The sequence below is a fragment of the Novosphingobium sediminis genome (genome assembly GCF_007991615.1).
Lineage (GTDB): Bacteria > Pseudomonadota > Alphaproteobacteria > Sphingomonadales > Sphingomonadaceae > Novosphingobium > Novosphingobium sediminis.
Window position 1 is genome coordinate 88,052 of record NZ_BJYR01000002.1, and the last position, 16,496, is coordinate 104,547.

Consider the following 16,496-nt stretch of genomic DNA (forward strand, 5'->3'; position numbering starts at 1 on the left):
CAGAAGCTTATTGTGCATCAGCGAAAGGAATAGTTCCAGCCCCCACGCCGCTTATACACATCAACATCGGTCAGCGAGCCGGACTTCCCACGATGGCAGGCTTTGCCGCATCCCCCACAACGACAAACGCTGCCCAATAGAACGGGTGCGACGTCTGCGGATCGTCCATCAAGGCCGCTTCGGCTCCTGCGAGCGCAGTACCAACGGATTCGCCGGGCTTGCCGGCGATGAGGCCGCCGATCAGCCGGCGGGTGGCGTTGAATTCGTCTGGCACCGGCCAGTGGCTGGCGATCACGGCCCGCGCGCCGGCGCCCGTGAAGGCCCGCACCAGTCCGTCGAGGGCGTAGTTGCCTCCGGTCGTCACACCGGCCTCGCGGCTCGCCGCGACGGTCGCCATCCCGGCCGTATCGCAGGCGGAGAGGATCACGAGATCGGCATCGAGCTTGAGGTCGAAGATTTCGCGGAAACTGAGGAGGCCGTCCGATCCCTTGGCGCCGAAGCTTGTCACCAGCGCGGGACGGGCCGGGCAATCCTTGCGCGGCGCCGAAACCAGCCCGTGCGTGGCAAAATGAAGCACACGGTATTGATCGAGCGAGGGATCGGCGAGGAGGCCGGTGTCGGTGAAGCTGTTTCCCGTCTTCACCACGCTGGTCCCGCCCAGAGTCCTCGCGGCAAACAGCAATTCGTCGGCCTTCACCGGACGCTGCCAGACCGCGAGCGGCCAATCGCAGCTGTCCGCCACTGCCGTCACGGGGCGCTGCTGGGGCACGGTATTGTTGCCGAGCCCGAGATAGGGCCGCCGCGCTCCCGACGGCGCAAGCCCGCGCAAGTCGAGGAAGGCGCGCGGGCTTACCGCGATGGAAATGGAGCGATCCCGCCCGAACCAGGCAATGCCGGTGAAATCGAACGCGTCCGCGTCGATATCGACCGTGCGCGCCTTGTAGGCCGCAATCCCGGCATCGGCAGTGACAAGGACAGCGGGTGGCAACTGGAGCATCGCCGCATCTGGCTCGAACACGAGATGGCGCACACCGGCCAGTTCCGCATCGATCGGTCCGAACAGCGCCTTGTAGAGCGCGCGAGAGCTATCGAGATCGAAAGGCCGGTTGACCACCTTGCCGTTCTCGATGGTGACGATGCTGTTGCGGATCTTCTGCACCGTACGGGCAAGGTCTGCACGGGAGAGCGGCACGGCATAGAGCCGCGCTGCACTCTGCGTAGCGTAGAGCCCGTAGATATCCTGACCGACCGCCACGAGCTTGTAGTACGCCTCGCCAGCCTTCAGCGCCGCCTGCATCTCCGGCAGCGTCACCCGCTTCGGAGCGAGCGAAGTATAGCGCGGATAGGCGGAGAGCTTGGCGAGGATCTCGGTCTGTTCGCGGCGGAGAGCAGTCAGCGCTTCCTGCTGCGCGGTGAGTTCTGCGGATTCGCTCGCTGTCGGGCTGGGAAGTGCACCTAGGCGCGCAACTTCACCTTCTGTGCGGACAATATCGCGGCTGCGGGCGAGCGAAAGCCGAAACAGCGCGGCGGCGGCATCGTTCCCCTCGGTAAGCTGCCGCGCGAGGATGGCCTGCGTCTGCGCGACACCGGGGCGTTCCAGCACTTGCGCAGCCGCAAACGCAGCCACTGCGCTCGCTGCCCCATCGCTTCCTTCTCCTGCCAACAGGGAGAAGTACGGCGCCAGCAGGTCACGCAGCGTGGTTCCGCTATCCGCAATCGCCGCGCTCTCATCGACCACGGCGGCAAACAGCTTGGCAGCCGCTGCGCGATCACCTGCAGCCAGCAGGAAGGCGGCCTTGCGCGCCTTGGCAGAAAGCACCGCCGGCGATGCGGGATAGGCTGCCTCAAGTTCTGCGATAGCGCGGTCGAAACCTGCTTCGGCTTCGTTTTTGCGACCGGCGGCTCCTGCGATCCGGGCCATTTCGATATCGATCTCGGCTGACAGCCAGACAATCGAGGCCACTCTCCCGCCGCGCACCATGGCGAGGCGTTCTCGCGCCTTGGCGAAACCGGCAGCAGCTTCCTCATTGCGGCCGGCGATGCGCGCAGCCGTGGCGCCGATGGCAAGCGCCTGACCATCGAGGATCTCCGCCTTCTCCGCGCGGGTCAGCGAAGGATCGGGTGCACCCATGCGCCGCGTGGCGCTGTTCTCGCGGTTGATGGCTTCGGACAGCGGCAGGTTGATCTCGCCGTCCGCCAGCTTCGCGCTGTTGAAGATCGCGTCCACCGGATCAACGCTTTTTGCGAGTTCTGCCACGGCGCCATCGGGATTGCGCTGGTTGAGCTGATCCAGTGCGCGGTAGTTGCGCAGCAGCCGCTGGCTCAGGCCATCGCCAGCAAGCTGCGCCCGTTCGCTTTCGCCAAAGAGACGCGCCGCCGTATCGAAATTGCCGAGATTCGATTGCTGAAGCGCTTGGTTGGCAAGGGCTTCTGCCACATCCGCTTGCTCGCCCTTTTCGCTCCGGGCCTTTTCGGCCAGCACTTCGAAGAACGCTGCGGATTCGGCAAAGCTGCTGCCATTGTTGCGCAGATACCCTTCACCGCGCACACCGAGCGGATCAAGCAAGCCAGCCTGCAGCCGCGCAAAAGCTGCCGCATCGGTGACTTCGGTGCTGGCGACCTTGATCTCGCCGGGCACCTGCCTGTTCAGCACAACGCTCGCCAGCGCGAGGCGCAGCGCAGCATCATAGGCGGCAAGGCCTTCGACGAAGTAACTCGTATTCCCGCGGACCAAGGCGTAGCGGCGATAGTCGAGGCCGCTGGCGGGATCGCGGCAAAGCATCGCGTCGGCCTGACCAAGGCCATCGATCTCGACATGGCCCGCTGCTCCGCAGGCGCGCTCCTGACCGGCCGCGGCGGGTATTCCCGCCATCGGTGCGACATCGATCGGGAAAGCATGGCGCAGAGCGACAAGCGTGCCTACCGGGCCAGCCGCATCGCGGCAGGAAAGCGTATAGCTGCGGTCGAACATGCCGCTGAGGCGCGGATCGCGCGGGGCGACCTGCGCCGAGCAGACCACGCCAGCATTGCCGAGCCGAAAGCTGCTGCGCACCGATAGCGGCACCGGGCGTGCGGCCGGATCCGCAGGCGCGAAGCCGCTGCCCAGCGCTGCGAGCGAAAGGAACAGCCCGATCGCGCGCTTCATGGCCGGGCTCCTTCCAGCATGACGCCGCCGGTCAGCGCCGGGTTGCCGCTGCCGGCAATCGGCTCGTCGATCTGGCCGGGCAGCGCATCGGGCTGGACCGGAAGCAGCAAGGGCGGCGACTGGATCGCATTATAGCTCGGCAGTTTGCGCTTTTCCGGATCAGGCGGGGTATCGCCAAGCACCGGAGTTTCAACGCCGTCGATGACCGTCCTGATGCCGGGGTCAGGCAGCAACCGGGTATCGATCCCGCAGGAAGCTGCTGTGAGCAGGCAGCCGTTCAAGCGGCTGTCTGCAGTAAATCCGGAGAGATTGAACCCGCTCTGCTTGAACTGGAACCAGGCCCTTGCTCCGCCGACAAGACCGGTGGCGGTGCGGAATGTGCCGTTGATGATGACCGTGATCGGGCTAACGCCGGCTTGCGCGATTTTGATGCCGTCAAGCGGTTCCTCGAAGCCCAGCGGGTCGAGGCCGTTGCCGGTCCGCTGGATATAGAAGCTGCGACCGACGGTGAAATCGAGCGCCCCGGCGCGGATGACCGGTCCGTTGCTGCCTGCACTCACACGGTCAAGTGCAGGCTCGACCCCGGCGAAGAATGGATCTGCGGCCAGTTGGTCGAGGAGCGGGGCCGCCGCAACGTGGATATCGCGCGCATTGATCTGCAAAGTGCCGGTCGGCACGCCGCCCTGGCCGAGCACGGACACGCTTCCGGTATCCGAGGCGATCTGGAACTGGCCGGTGCGGAAGACCAGCGCATTGCTTGCCCGGAAGCCTGTGGCCTGAAGCGCTCCCGCGATGCGAATGGTTCCGCTTGGGGGCCCCGCTGCCGCTGCGCCGGTGGTGAACTGCACAGTCCCGAGCGGATCGTCGATCGTGCTGCCCGCATCGGGACCGGTCACTCCCAGATTGCCGATCAGGATATCAACGGCCCCGGCCACGTCGGGCGCGAAGATGCTGACCGAGCCGCTGTTGATCCGGCTCCATTCGGCATTGTCGAGCGTGAAGCTGCCTGCCGGTACGATGCTTCCGTCAAGCCCGTCGCCGATCCGCATGCCGAGCGGGTTGCGCGAAATGAGCGTGATTGTCCCCGAGAGACCGGCATTGAGCCCAGAGCCTGCCGGCATGACAAGGTCGTTGGCGCGCAATTCGATTGATGGCGATTGCCACACACCGCCAAGCTGCGCCGTGCCGCCTGCATCGATCAGGATGCTGCGTGCGGCGGCAATGCCCTGCGTCGCCGCATCGCCGGCTACGGCGGCGGTGAAGGTGCTGCCGCTCGCAGCCCCGGTGATGGTCAGCCCGCCGCCCGCAGCCACCAGCGGCGCGGCATACACGGCGTCGAAGTTGAACTCGCCAATCGCGCCGCCAACTGCGCCGAGCGTATTGCTTGCCACGAGAATACGGCCAGCCTGGCTCGTGAGGTCTGCCGTGCGCACACTGCCGCCGGCAAGGAACGCCACATCCCGTGCCCGCACCGAACCGACTGTCAGATCGCCTGTCGCGATAAGCGCGGTATCGGTTGCCGCAGTCACGTTGCCTGCTGCCAGTGATCCGCCAGCGGCGCGCAGCTCGACCGTTGTGCCACCAGCGATTGCATTACCGACCTGCACGTTGCCCGCACCGTTGATTAGCACCGCAGTTCCGGCATCGAGATTGCCAAGCGTCACCCCGCCGGCCGTATTGCTCTGTGCGATCCTGCCAATCGCGGTAACCGATCCGCCCGTCATCGAACCGGCACTTCCGATGGAAACCGAGCCGTCAGTTGCGACGACATTGCCAAACACAAGCGTGCCGTTTGCAGCGAATGTCACCGCCGCGCCGTTGACGTTGCCGATCCCGAGGTTGCGCCCGCCGAGGAGCACGCTGCCGATCGCGTCGACCGCTCCGGTCTGAAGATCGCCTGCAGCCAGAACACTGAGGTCGGTTCCCGCCGCTAACGCCTGCGTAGTGATCGCGCCGCCGGTGCTGCTGACAGTCAGCGCCGTGCCGGCAGCCAGTGCCCCCGTCGCTGCCGGGCCGGTCGTGTTGATCGTCAGCAGCCCGTTGGTCGACGAAATCGCCCTGGCAGCCAGTGCCCCGGTGATGTCCAGCGTCACGTCGCCAGCGGCCGAACCCGCATCGCCGCTCAGCGCGGTGTCACCCGCAGCCGTCAGCGCAATCCCGTCGTGGCCGGCCAGCGCGCCCGCCTGCAGGCTTCCGCCAGACCGCACGGTGAGGACCCCACCGTTCGCCGCCAGATCGCCGGTGGCCATTGCCCCGCCGCTCACCAGTCGCAGCTCGCCAGCTGTCACCGTAGCGTTGCCGGAGGACAGCGTCGTGCCGCTCGAGACGCGCAGGCCCACGCCTCCGACGAGGCCCGCTGCCGAAAGATTGCCCAACGCTGCAAAGCCGCCCGCCGATGCGAGCAGCCGTCCGCCGGTCGCGGTGAGGTCTCCGCTAAGCAGATTGGCGCCCGCCGTGAGCAGAACATCGCCGGTAGTGGCGCTAGCAGAGGCAAGGCGCAGGTTGCCACCCGCGTCAGCGGTAATGCCGTTTGCGGCGCTGACAGCGCCTGCTGTCAACGCAGTCCTCGCACCGAGCGTGGCAGTCCCGCCGGTCGCGGTCACGTCACCAGCGGAAATCGCGCCGCCGCTGCTGGCAAGATTGACATTGAGCAGTGCGCTGGACGCCCCCGCGACAAAGTCGCCGACCGCGTTGACAGTGACGCTGCTGCCCGTTGCGCTGAGCTGCCCCGTCGTCACGGCGGCAAGGCCTGTCACCGTAATCCCGTCGAAGCTGGCCAGATCACCCGCCGTCAACACGCCGCCGCTGTTCAGCGTGACGCTGTCCCCCGCATCGGCCGAAACGATGTCCATGGTGCCGGCAGACGTGGCCGTGATGGCCGAGTTGACTGACGCAAGCGCACCAGCCCTGATCCCGCCGGTCGTGCTGGTGAGCGCGATCAGGCCCCCCGCAGTCACCGATCCTGCAACAAGATTGCCGTTCGCCGAAAGCGTCGCCGCGCCGTTTGTCGATTGCACCGTGCCGACGGTTACCCCGGCATTGCCCGTTACCGTCACGTCGGCAGCCGCGCCCAGATTGCCCGCTGTGAGCACTCCGGTGCTCGAAAGATCAAGCGATCCAGCGGTTGTGTTCGCATTACCGAGCGAGAGGGTTGTGCCTGCGATGACGCGAACACCGCTGGTGCCAGCAAGCCCCGCCGCCGTGATGTTGCCAAGCGCAGCGGACGTGCCTGCGTTGGCGGACACGCGGCCCGCCGCCGCGTTCAAGTCGCCGGTGGTCAGCGCTGACACGGCATCGAGCGTCAGGTCGCCGGTTGCCGTACTCGCCGAAGTCAGCGTGAGATTGGTGCCCGCGCTCATTGTCACGCCGGTCCGCGCAGAAACCGCGCCCGCAGTACCCGCTTGATTTGCCGAGAAGGCCACAGCCCCAATTGTAGAAGTGAGATTGCCGACACCGACCGCGCCGCCGGTGCTGGTCAGCGAGATCGTTCCCGTGGCCGACATTGCCGCGCCGGTCAGGTCCGTTGCTGCATTCACCGTGATGGGGCCAGCTGTCGCCGTGACTGCGCCGAGCGCGACCTTGTCGGTGCCGGTCGCGGTCACCGCGCTGCCCGATACGTCGCCGCTGGTCAGCACGCCGCCCGAGGCGCTGAGGTCGACAGTCCCCGCCCCCAGCACCGAGGCAAGCGTCATCGCTCCGTTGGAGGTGATGGTGATCGGGCTGGCGGTGCCGGTTGCGGTGACGGCGCCTGCGGTCACCGCCGCCCCGCCCTTCACGTTGACGCCCGCCGCGCCGCCGAGGTTCCCCGCTGTGAGCACCCCCGTTGAATCGACCGAAAGGAAATCGCCCGCGCTGGCCGAAGTGACGTCCATCGTCGTGCCAGAGGTCAGGTCGATCCGGTCATCGGCAGCAAGCACGCTGGCGGCAAGTGCGCCGCCCGCACCCAAATTGATCGCCCCGCTGGCCGGAAGCGCCCGCGTGGCGGTGACATTGCCGACCGAAACATTGCCGATCGAAACGGCCGCGAGTGCCCCGGCGTTGATCGCGCCTGATACCGAGATCGGCCCGCCCGCAGGCAGGATCACTGCCGAGAGGACAGCGGGAAGATCGTAATCGAGGAACGGATTGCCGCCGATTGCGGCCATCTCGTAGTCCGCCAGCAGCACTCGGCCTGAAGCGGTGATAGCACCGGTCGTCTGCCCGGTTCCGGCAAGAACGGCGATCTCCCGCCCGGCGAGCGAACCGCTGGTGATCGCAGCGGGCGAAAGCAGCACGATGTCGCGCGCGGCGCCGAGATTGCCAACTGTAACGCCGGTGCGACCCAATACGGTGATCCCGAAGGTCGCACCCGGCAGGGCCGATGGGCTGACGAGTCCGGCAGAAATCGCCCCGGCATCAACCGTCCCGTCCGAGTTGATCTGGACGCTGTCGCCCGCCTGAATGGCCCCGGCCACCCCCACGGATGTCGTGCCGGCAAGCAGTACTGCCTGACCCGCGGTGACAGCGTTGGTTGTCAGCACCGCAGCGGACGTGATCGAGGCTGCCCCATCGGCCGTGACGCTCCCAACGGCAACGTTGCCGGGCGCGGAAACATTGACGTCGCCGCCAGCCCGGATGGCACCGAGCGAAACTGTCGTTCCTGCCGTCACCCCGATTGCGCCCAGCGAGGTGAGGTCATCGAGCCTGACGAGCCCCGTTGCGGTCAGCGCCAGCGGGCCGCCGCTGTTTGCCGACATATGCGCGAAGAGGTCGCCCCCGGTTGTCAGGCTGACCGAAGTTGTGCCGGAAAGTGTGCCAGCGACGCCAGCAGGGTCCGCGCCGGGAAGCCAGTTTCCGGCAGAAATGTTCGCGGTATCGGCCGTTACGTTCGCCCCGTCGAGCGTGACCGTCAGGTCAGCCGGGGTATCGAAGCTCAGGTCGCCGGTCAGGACCGAATTGCCCCCGGTCAACGCGATGATCGAGGCTGGCGCGCCTGCGATTGCCGTGCCGGAACTGGTGAAGCTAAGGCTGTTTGCGTTGATCGTGCCGCCATTCACCGTCCAGGTCAGCGGGTGCCCCAAATTGGAAGTCGTCCCCGTTGTCGCGCCGGTTCCGCCAGTGCCCCTTGCGCTGAAGGTCATCGACTGGCCGGTGATCTGGCCAGTTCCGACGATCAGGCGCGCCCCGCGCAGGTCAGTGGTCTCAACCGTGCCGCCCACTTGCCCAGCGCCGCCTGCACCGGTCCCGCTGCTGCCGCCAGTGCCGTTAGCCTGCCCGAGGAGCGAGCTTGTAAAGTTAAGCTTGCCAGCTTCGGCAGTAACCATTGCTGTGCCGCCAGCACCGTCTCCGCCATTGCCGTCTGTTGCGGCTGCCAGGCCCGCACCGCCCGCGCCGCCTGCACCGCCGATACCGTTCGCCAGCACGTTCGCCGCGCCAAACGTGGCAGAGCCGGTTACCGGAACTGCGACGGCACTGGCGATCACGCCCAGTGTTGCCGAGCCAGCGCGGGCATTGCCGCCTTTCCCACCTGTACCGCCGGTGCCGCTGCTGAATGCGGCGCCGCCAGCGCCGCCCGCACCGCCAATGCCATCCGCCGTCACGGTGGTGCCACCAAGGGTGAGAGTGGCATTGCCAGCCTCTGCCAGCGCCCGGGCTTGCCCGCCGGCACCGGCACCGGCAGCGCCGCCGTTATCCGGGAAAAACAGCGGAGCACTGCCCGCCCCGCCCCGTCCGCGCGCATCAATCAGCGTGCCGCCAAAGCTGATCGTCGCATCGCCTTCGACCGCGTTGTAGGCGATCGCTTCGGCACTACCGCCGCTTCCCTCGCCGCCGATGCCGCCATTCGAACTGGCACCGCCATCGCCATAAGCCCTGACGGTCAGCCCTGCACCGGTAGCACTGCCGTTGCGTGCCGAAAGAACTGCCGAGCCGCCGGTTCCCGTGCCGCCGTTGCCGCCATTGCCGCCGACACCGATCGCCGAAACGGCAGTAGCGCCCGTGACGCCGATCGTTCCCCCACCGCCAAGGCTCAAGGCGCTCCCTGCAGTCAGGCTCGCAGTACCGCCAGTGCCGTTGCCACCGGTTCCGCCGGAAGCCGTGGCACCAGAAGCGCCCGCATTGTCGAATGCCCCCGCGCCGCCCCGTCCATCTGCAAGCACATCGAGGCTCTGCACGAACGTGACCGCGCCGCCCGTCGTCCCAACAGATGCGCTTCCGCCTATGCCGAAACCACCGTCCTTGCCAGAGTCGGTCGTCGCTGCCCCGCCCTGGCCCGATGCATCGAGCGTGACGGCATTGCCGAAGCGGAAGTTCGTGCCGGTCCCGGCGAGAATGCTGGCGTTGCCGCCCGACCCGGTGCCGCCTTCGATCGTGCAGGAAATGCAGTTCTGCCCTGCGCCCCCGATGCCGCGCGCATCGAGCGTGGTGGCCCCGGTAACATCGAGAATGCCGCCATTCGCCTTGCCATCGATGATCGCTTGACCGCCGGATCCGTCGGTGCCGGCAAAGCCGCCGACAAGAGCACCGCCGCCTGTACCTGAGGCATCGAGGACGAGGTTTCGTCCGACCGTTACATTCGAGCCGCTCTCGAGCGTGACCTGCGCGGTACCACCTTTTGCCGGATTGGGCCCAGCGGCAGACGCGGCGCTCGTCATCTTGCCCGTCCCGCTCGCATCCATCGAAAGGTCCGCGCCGATGCTGACGACAGCGCCATTTCGCGCCGTCAGCGTGGCATTCCCCGCTTGCACATCCACGCCGATCAGCGGGGCGCGGGCGCTGCTGATCAATGTATCGCCGCTAACCGTGAGCTTGCCCTGATCGACGGTGACCGCGGCGCTGCCGCTATCGGTTGTGAGGCTCCCGGCAACTTGCCCGCCATCCAGCGCGGTCACCTGCAGCGCGCCCGTTATATCAAGCGTCGAGCCAATGCCTCCGACCGAGATAAACGCACCGTCGGTCGTGGCCGCAGCGGGATCCTGCACCCCGGACAGCGCAAGATTGGAAGCAAATGTCGCGGCGTTGCCGCTATCGACCGTAAGGGACGCCTGCCCGGTGGCTTGCCCGGTAACTTGCGACGTCGCGCTGATCGCACTGATCGCCAGCGCGGCAGGGACTGCGCCGCTCGCCTTTGCGCGCACCGCGTCAATCGCGCCGCCGAATATGTCATAGCCTGCGGACAGTACGACCGCGTTGCCGTCGGTATCGGCGGCCCCGGCAATATCGAAGCCAAGCGCGCTGCCGCTCTTGATTGCCATGGTGATGGCATCGTTTCTGGGCACGGCGACCATGTAGACGCGGTGGGCGGAGTTGGTCACGCCGACCGGGCCGGTGATCGTCCCGTCATTGGTGACGACTTCACCGGCGCTGCTCGTGCCCTGATCGATCTGAATATCGAACAGCCCGTTGGGCCTGAACGTGATCGTCGAAGCATCTGCCGCCACGATGACCGCCGAGCCATCAACGGTGATCGTGCCCGAATTGGTAACCTTTGGCGCGATCAGCGCGACATAGGCGCTGGTCGGCCCCGCCGTGATCTTCGCGCCCTTCTGGACTTCAACCACACTGCCAGGACTTGCCGGCAAGAACTTGAAAGTGCCCGCTGTTCCAAATGCACCGCTCACCGCATCGTAATTCAGGTCCGATGCGGTAAGCACCAGATTGCCGACATTGAACACGCCAGTAGGGGAAACCAGAATGCCGCCAGGGCTGTAGAAAAACACCGTCCCGCCCCGGCTCGCAGCACCCGTCGCAACATCGATGAGCTGCGTCGTCACCGTGCCATTGAACACGATCGGCCGGGTCACGTCCTTGGGCACGATCCGGTTCAAGACGGCAAGCGAAGTCGAATCCCCGTTGACGAACAAGGCGCTCGTGCCGGCGGACTGGAAATCGATCGGGCCACCGCCGGTGGCTGTGTCATTGGGATCCCAATTGATGACCAGATTGGGAGCATTGGCGGTTACCGTAGTCGTCCCGACCGCGGTATTGATGGCGCCGGCCCCAGCCACGATCGTGCCCGTCGCGTTGAACGACTGCGCGCGCGCGGCGATTGGTGCGGCGGCAAGGATGGCCGCCATGGCGAGCAGCGATGGAGCGCTGGCAAAGCTCAGGCGCATCAGCGGCCTCCCCAAGGCAAGAGACGCGTGGTCAGCGATACCAGGATGCGCGGCGCTGGCTTGCGGCCATTGAAGCCGGCCCGGTCAAGCGGAACGGCCACACTGGCATCAAGCCGGAACCGGCTGCCGATATCGGCGCGCAGCCCGCCACCGACCGAACTCAGCCGCTGCGGCTTGCCCGCGCCGCGATCCCACGCCCACGCAGCATCGACGAAGGCAAACGGCTGTACGACCGGCCCATTGCCCCGCCCGATCGGCAGGCGCGGGCCGCGCAGTTCGGTTGCAACACCAATGCCGCTGTCACCGATGATCGCACCCGGATCATAGCCCCGACCCACCGTGTAGTTGCCGGGCACAAAGGCTTCGAACCCGAGGACTTTGCGAAATGCATATTGCCCGCGCGGATGAACCGCGAGCGAGAACCGCCCCAGCGCGTGCTCATACTCCACTTCGGCACGCACGACCGTGGCCGCTGGCGACGCATCGAACCGGCTCGTCGGAACCCGGGTGCCGCAGGCCAGGCCCAGGCAAGAGGGGGATGCGCCAAGGCCGCTGACGCCCTGCCGGACTTCAAGCGAGCCGTCGATCCGCCAAGCCGGTTCTGCGCGCGACAGGTCCGTCCGGTTGAAATCAAGCCGCGCCCAGAACACGCGCAAGCGGTCACGGCTCAGCGGGATAATGAGGGTCGTATCCTGATTGAGCAGATCGAACCCGCCGCCCACCCACAGGTCGCCTGCCTGCGAACGGATCAGCGGATATCGGGCATAGAAGCTGGCAAGCAGCGTGCGCGCATCAAGTGCGGCGCCGCCGGTTGCCTGCCCCAGATCAGGCCGGGTCCACGCGTAAGTGAGCGAAGCGCCGACCACCAGACCTTCGTGGCCGGGACGGAACTCGTGGCTCGCCTGAAAGATGCGCTGCTCGCGAAAGTCCGATGTCGTGTAATAGGACAGCGTCGTCGCATCGCCAGCGCCGGTGATCCCGAAAGCCTGCGCACGCAATTGACCGCCCCACCGGCCGGTCGCGGCGGAAGCGAGGTTCTGGACCGAGAAATCGGCCGCAAATGCTTGGCGAAGAACGGTTACTTCGCCAATAAGATCGCCCGGAGCTGTGCCGGCAGGGCGAAGTGTGAGCTGTACATTGTAGCCCGGTAGATCGCGCGCCAGCAGCAGATAACGCTCAGCCTTGTTGCGATCGAAGATTTCGTCGCGGGTAAGGCGCCCGAGATAAGCCATCAGCTTGCGCTCGGCCCCGCGCGTCTCGCCCCGCGCGCGGATCGCGGTGATCCGGGCGTAGAGGACCTCAAGACGGACCTGGCCGTTCTCGATGCGCTGGACGGGCACTTGCACTGCGGCCAGATAGCCCTTCCCCCGCAGGATCGTGGCAGCGGCATCGCGGATCTCGCACAGCACGGAAATCGGCTGCGGCGTCCCGGCAAGCGGTTTCCACGCCGCTTCCATTTCCGCTGCAGTGGCACCTTTGAGGCCGTTGAACGTGACCGAAGTGATCGTCGTCGTAATCTTGGTGAACTGCGGATCGGCAAGCGGGCAGCCAGACCGCTCGATCCCGCCAGAAACGGTAAGGCGGGGAGCCTGAACTGTCGGCGCGCGCGTGATGCCGCCAAGTTCGTCGCGGCTGGGCCCAGCAATCGTTGGCGTACTGACTTGTGCGAGGGCTGTCGAAGGAAGGCTGGCGCATGCGGCGAAAACCACCGCCGCGAGGGCAAGCGGAAACCAGCCACAACGGGACAATCCTGCCCTCCGTCTGCCGGTGCTCGCACCCTCGTTCATCGTGGAGGCCCTTATCTTCCCTGCTGCGGTTTTGCGGCCCCGCCATTTTCTTTCGTTAGCGGGTAGCAAGCGGTAAGACCCTGAGTCAATCGCTTTGCCACCATGCTAAAGTATTGAATATATATCGAAATAATTGCGATTGCACCAAACTGGTACAATGGCTCGCATCGACTCGGAAACTTAGCTGCGCAGCACCGGGCGCACCTTATTGGGTGCGCCCGGGCAATCTAGTGCAACGTTCCGATAGCGTGACGAGGGATGAATATCCCTGCTTTATCAGATTCCTGTCATCGCCTTCGGATAGTTTACTTCATGCAAATCACATGAGCCCCCTGCCCCTCAGGCAAGGGTGCCATGGCAATGCTTGTACTTCTGGCCCGAGCCGCAGGGACAGGCCGCATTTCGGCTGATGCCCATGCCGGCATAGGGATCGGCAGGCCCGCCGGATCCGGCCATCGGCGGCGTGAAGGTGCCGAACAGCTGCCCGGCGGGGACCGGGCGCGCATCGTCGTCGCCGGTCAGCGGATCGATATGGCTGGTGAGGAAATCGGGCAGTTCGGGCAATTGGAAATCTTCCGGCGCCCCCATGCGGATTTCACTCGTCATGAGGATCCGCGTCACGTCCTCGCGGATAACTTCGAGCATCTTTTCGAAAAGACCGAAGGCTTCCTGCTTGTATTCGTTGATCGGCGTCTTCTGCGCATAGGCGCGCAGGAAAACCACCTGCCGCAGCGCATCGAGCGTGGCCAGGTGCTCCTTCCAGTGGTGATCGAGCCGCTCCAGCAGCACCGACTTCTCGAGGTTGCGCCATGACGCCGGATCGACGGTCTCCAGCTTCGCCGCCATCTTCTCCTCGGCCAGCGCCACAATCCGCTGCTCGATGACTTCGGGTTCAAGGCCATCTTCGGTGAGCCAAGCATCAAACGGCGGCTCGAGCCCAAGGATCTGGTCCACGCGCGCAGCAAGCGCCGGAACGTTCCACTGTTCGGGGTACGAACCCGGCGGGCAGGCATCGGCAACGATCGCGTTGATCGTATCCTGCCGCATATCGAGCACAACGTCCTCAACGGCATCGGCGTCCATGATGTCCGCGCGCTGCTCGTAGATGACCTTGCGCTGGTCGTTCATAACGTTGTCGTACTCGACGACCTGCTTGCGCACGTCGTAGTTGCGAGCTTCGACCTTCTTCTGCGCGGTCTCGATCGCCTTCGAAAGCCAGCGCGAACCGATCGCCTCGCCGTCGGCAAGGTTCGAGTTCATCATGCGCGCAAACAGCGTATCCGGCCCGAAGATACGCAGCAGGTCGTCTTCAAGGCAGAGGTAGAACTTCGACAGACCCGGATCGCCCTGACGGCCCGAACGGCCGCGCAGCTGATTGTCGATGCGGCGGCTTTCGTGGCGCTCGGTGCCGATTACGCAGAGACCGCCAGCGGCGAGCACTTTGGCCTTCTCCTCGGCGACTTCGGCCTTGATCCGGGCAACAGCGGCATCGCGCTCGGCGCCTTCCGGCATGTCACGCAGTTCGTCCTCGATGCGGAACTCGGCATTGCCGCCGAGCTGAATGTCGGTACCGCGGCCCGCCATGTTGGTGGCGATGGTCACCGCGCCGAGCCGGCCTGCCTGCGCTACGATATGCGCTTCCATCTCGTGGAAACGGGCGTTGAGGACGTTGTGCTTCACGCCTTCCTGATTGAGGAACTCGGACAGCATTTCCGACTTTTCGATCGAGACGGTGCCGACGAGTACAGGCTGGCCGGTGTCATAGCGGGTGCGGATCAGCTTCGCGATCGCCTGGAACTTGTCCTGCGTGTTCTTGTAGAACTCGTCTTCCTCGTCGACGCGCTGCACTGGCACGTTAGTGGGAATCGTTACGACGTTCATCTTGTAAATATCGAAAAACTCGGGCGCTTCCGTCGCCGCCGTACCCGTCATGCCCGAGAGTTTGGGGTACATCCGGAAGTAGTTCTGGAAGGTGATCGAGGCCATCGTCTGGTTCTCGGGCTCGATCTGCACGCCTTCCTTGGCCTCGACCGCCTGATGCAGCCCGTTTGACCAGCGCCGTCCGTCCATCATGCGGCCGGTGAACTCGTCGATGATGACGACCTTGCCGTCCTTCACGATGTAGTCGATGTCCCGCTTGAACATGACATTGGCCTTGAGCGCCTGATCGAGGTGGTGGACCACCATCGTGTTCTCGACGTCATAGAGGTTAGAACCGACCAGCAGCCCGGCTTCCTCAAGCGCGCGCTCGACCCATTCGACGCCGTCCTCGGTGAGCGAGATGTTCTTGGTCTTCTCGTCCGCCTCGTAAAGCGAGGGATCGATCTGCTTCACCACCGCATCGACCGAGACGTAAAGTTCGCTCTTGTCGTCGGTCGGGCCTGAAATGATCAGCGGCGTGCGCGCCTCGTCGATGAGGATCGAGTCCACTTCGTCGACGATCGCGAAGTTGAACGGGCGGTGCACCATCTGGCTCCGCTCGTGCTTCATGTTGTCGCGCAGGTAGTCGAAGCCGAGCTCGTTGTTGGTCGCGTAAGTGATATCGGCCTCGTAGGCCTGCCGCCGTTCGTACTCGTTCATGTTGGGCACGATCACGCCGACCGTCAGCCCAAGGAACTTGTGGATCTGGCCCATCCATTCGGCGTCGCGACGAGCGAGATAGTCGTTGACCGTGACGACGTGGACGCCCTTGCCCTCGATCGCGTTGAGGTAGGACGCGAGCGTCGCGACCAGCGTTTTGCCTTCGCCGGTGCGCATTTCGGCGATTTCGCCGCGGTGGAGCACGATGCCGCCGATCATCTGCACATCGAAGTGGCGCATGCCGAGCACGCGGCGCGAGGCTTCGCGGCAGGTGGCAAAGGCTTCGGGAAGAATGTCGTCGAGCGTCTTGCCGGCTTCGAGCTGCGCGCGCAGCTTGGCCGTCTGGCCCTGCAGTTCCTCGTCGCTGAGCGCCTGCATTTCGGGTTCAAATGCGGCGATGGCACGCACCATCTTGTCGAGCGACTTGACGTAACGATCGTTGGACGACCCGAAAATGGCCTTGGCAATGCTGCCGAGCATGGCTGGATTCCTGTTGTAGAAGGGAGGTGCGCGAAGTGTGCCGCGCCGATTGGGCGTCCGCGCTGGCGCGGGACGGAGAGAACTTCAGGCGACTGCGCTATTCGCGCGGGCGGTCCGAGATGCTGATGCTGATCCGGCTGACCGGAAATGCATTCGGCATACGCAAAGTTGCTGACTGCGCCCAATATCCGGGCTGCACTTCGCACTGCGATACCGCGCAGGCCTGCCGCTCTACCGCCGCAGCCGCAACGTTGCCGGCGATTGGCGCAACCACTTCCGCACGCGCGGAAACAGCCCCCATTTCGGGAAGCGAAAGCCCGGACAGCAGCACAAAAAGGACGAGCAGCAAACGCATCGGAACTTGCAGATAGGGGGCTTCAGGCAAAAAGGCAATTTTTCATCGGCACAGCA

The 16,496-nt window shown here is 65.3% G+C and carries 5 protein-coding genes; all 5 read right to left on the minus strand.

From position 1 onward, the window contains the following. Nucleotides 1-70: 70 nt before the first annotated feature. Complete coding sequence (locus tag NSE01_RS01600) at nt 71-3,145, minus strand: CHAT domain-containing protein (RefSeq protein WP_147157873.1); 3,075 nt, start codon at nt 3,143-3,145, stop codon at nt 71-73. After that, the gene (locus NSE01_RS01605; protein WP_147157874.1) at nt 3,142-11,238 is read right to left on the minus strand and encodes a hypothetical protein; all 8,097 of its coding nucleotides are present in this window, start codon (nt 11,236-11,238) and stop codon (nt 3,142-3,144) included. The genes NSE01_RS01600 and NSE01_RS01605 overlap by 4 nt, the downstream gene beginning before the upstream one ends. Then, a complete protein-coding gene (locus NSE01_RS01610; protein ID WP_246134978.1) occupies nt 11,238-12,986 on the minus strand; it encodes a ShlB/FhaC/HecB family hemolysin secretion/activation protein in 1,749 nt (582 codons plus the stop codon). Before NSE01_RS01610 ends, NSE01_RS01605 begins: the two co-directional genes overlap by 1 nt. Nucleotides 12,987-13,364: 378 nt before the next feature. After that, nucleotides 13,365-16,085, minus strand: coding sequence for a preprotein translocase subunit SecA (gene secA, locus NSE01_RS01615; RefSeq protein ID WP_147157876.1), 2,721 nt, complete (start codon nt 16,083-16,085; stop codon nt 13,365-13,367). A gap of 97 nt (nt 16,086-16,182) precedes the next feature. Beyond that, the gene (locus tag NSE01_RS21120) at nt 16,183-16,440 is read right to left on the minus strand and encodes a hypothetical protein (protein ID WP_170233715.1); all 258 of its coding nucleotides are present in this window, start codon (nt 16,438-16,440) and stop codon (nt 16,183-16,185) included. Between the last annotated feature and the right edge of the window lie 56 nt (nt 16,441-16,496).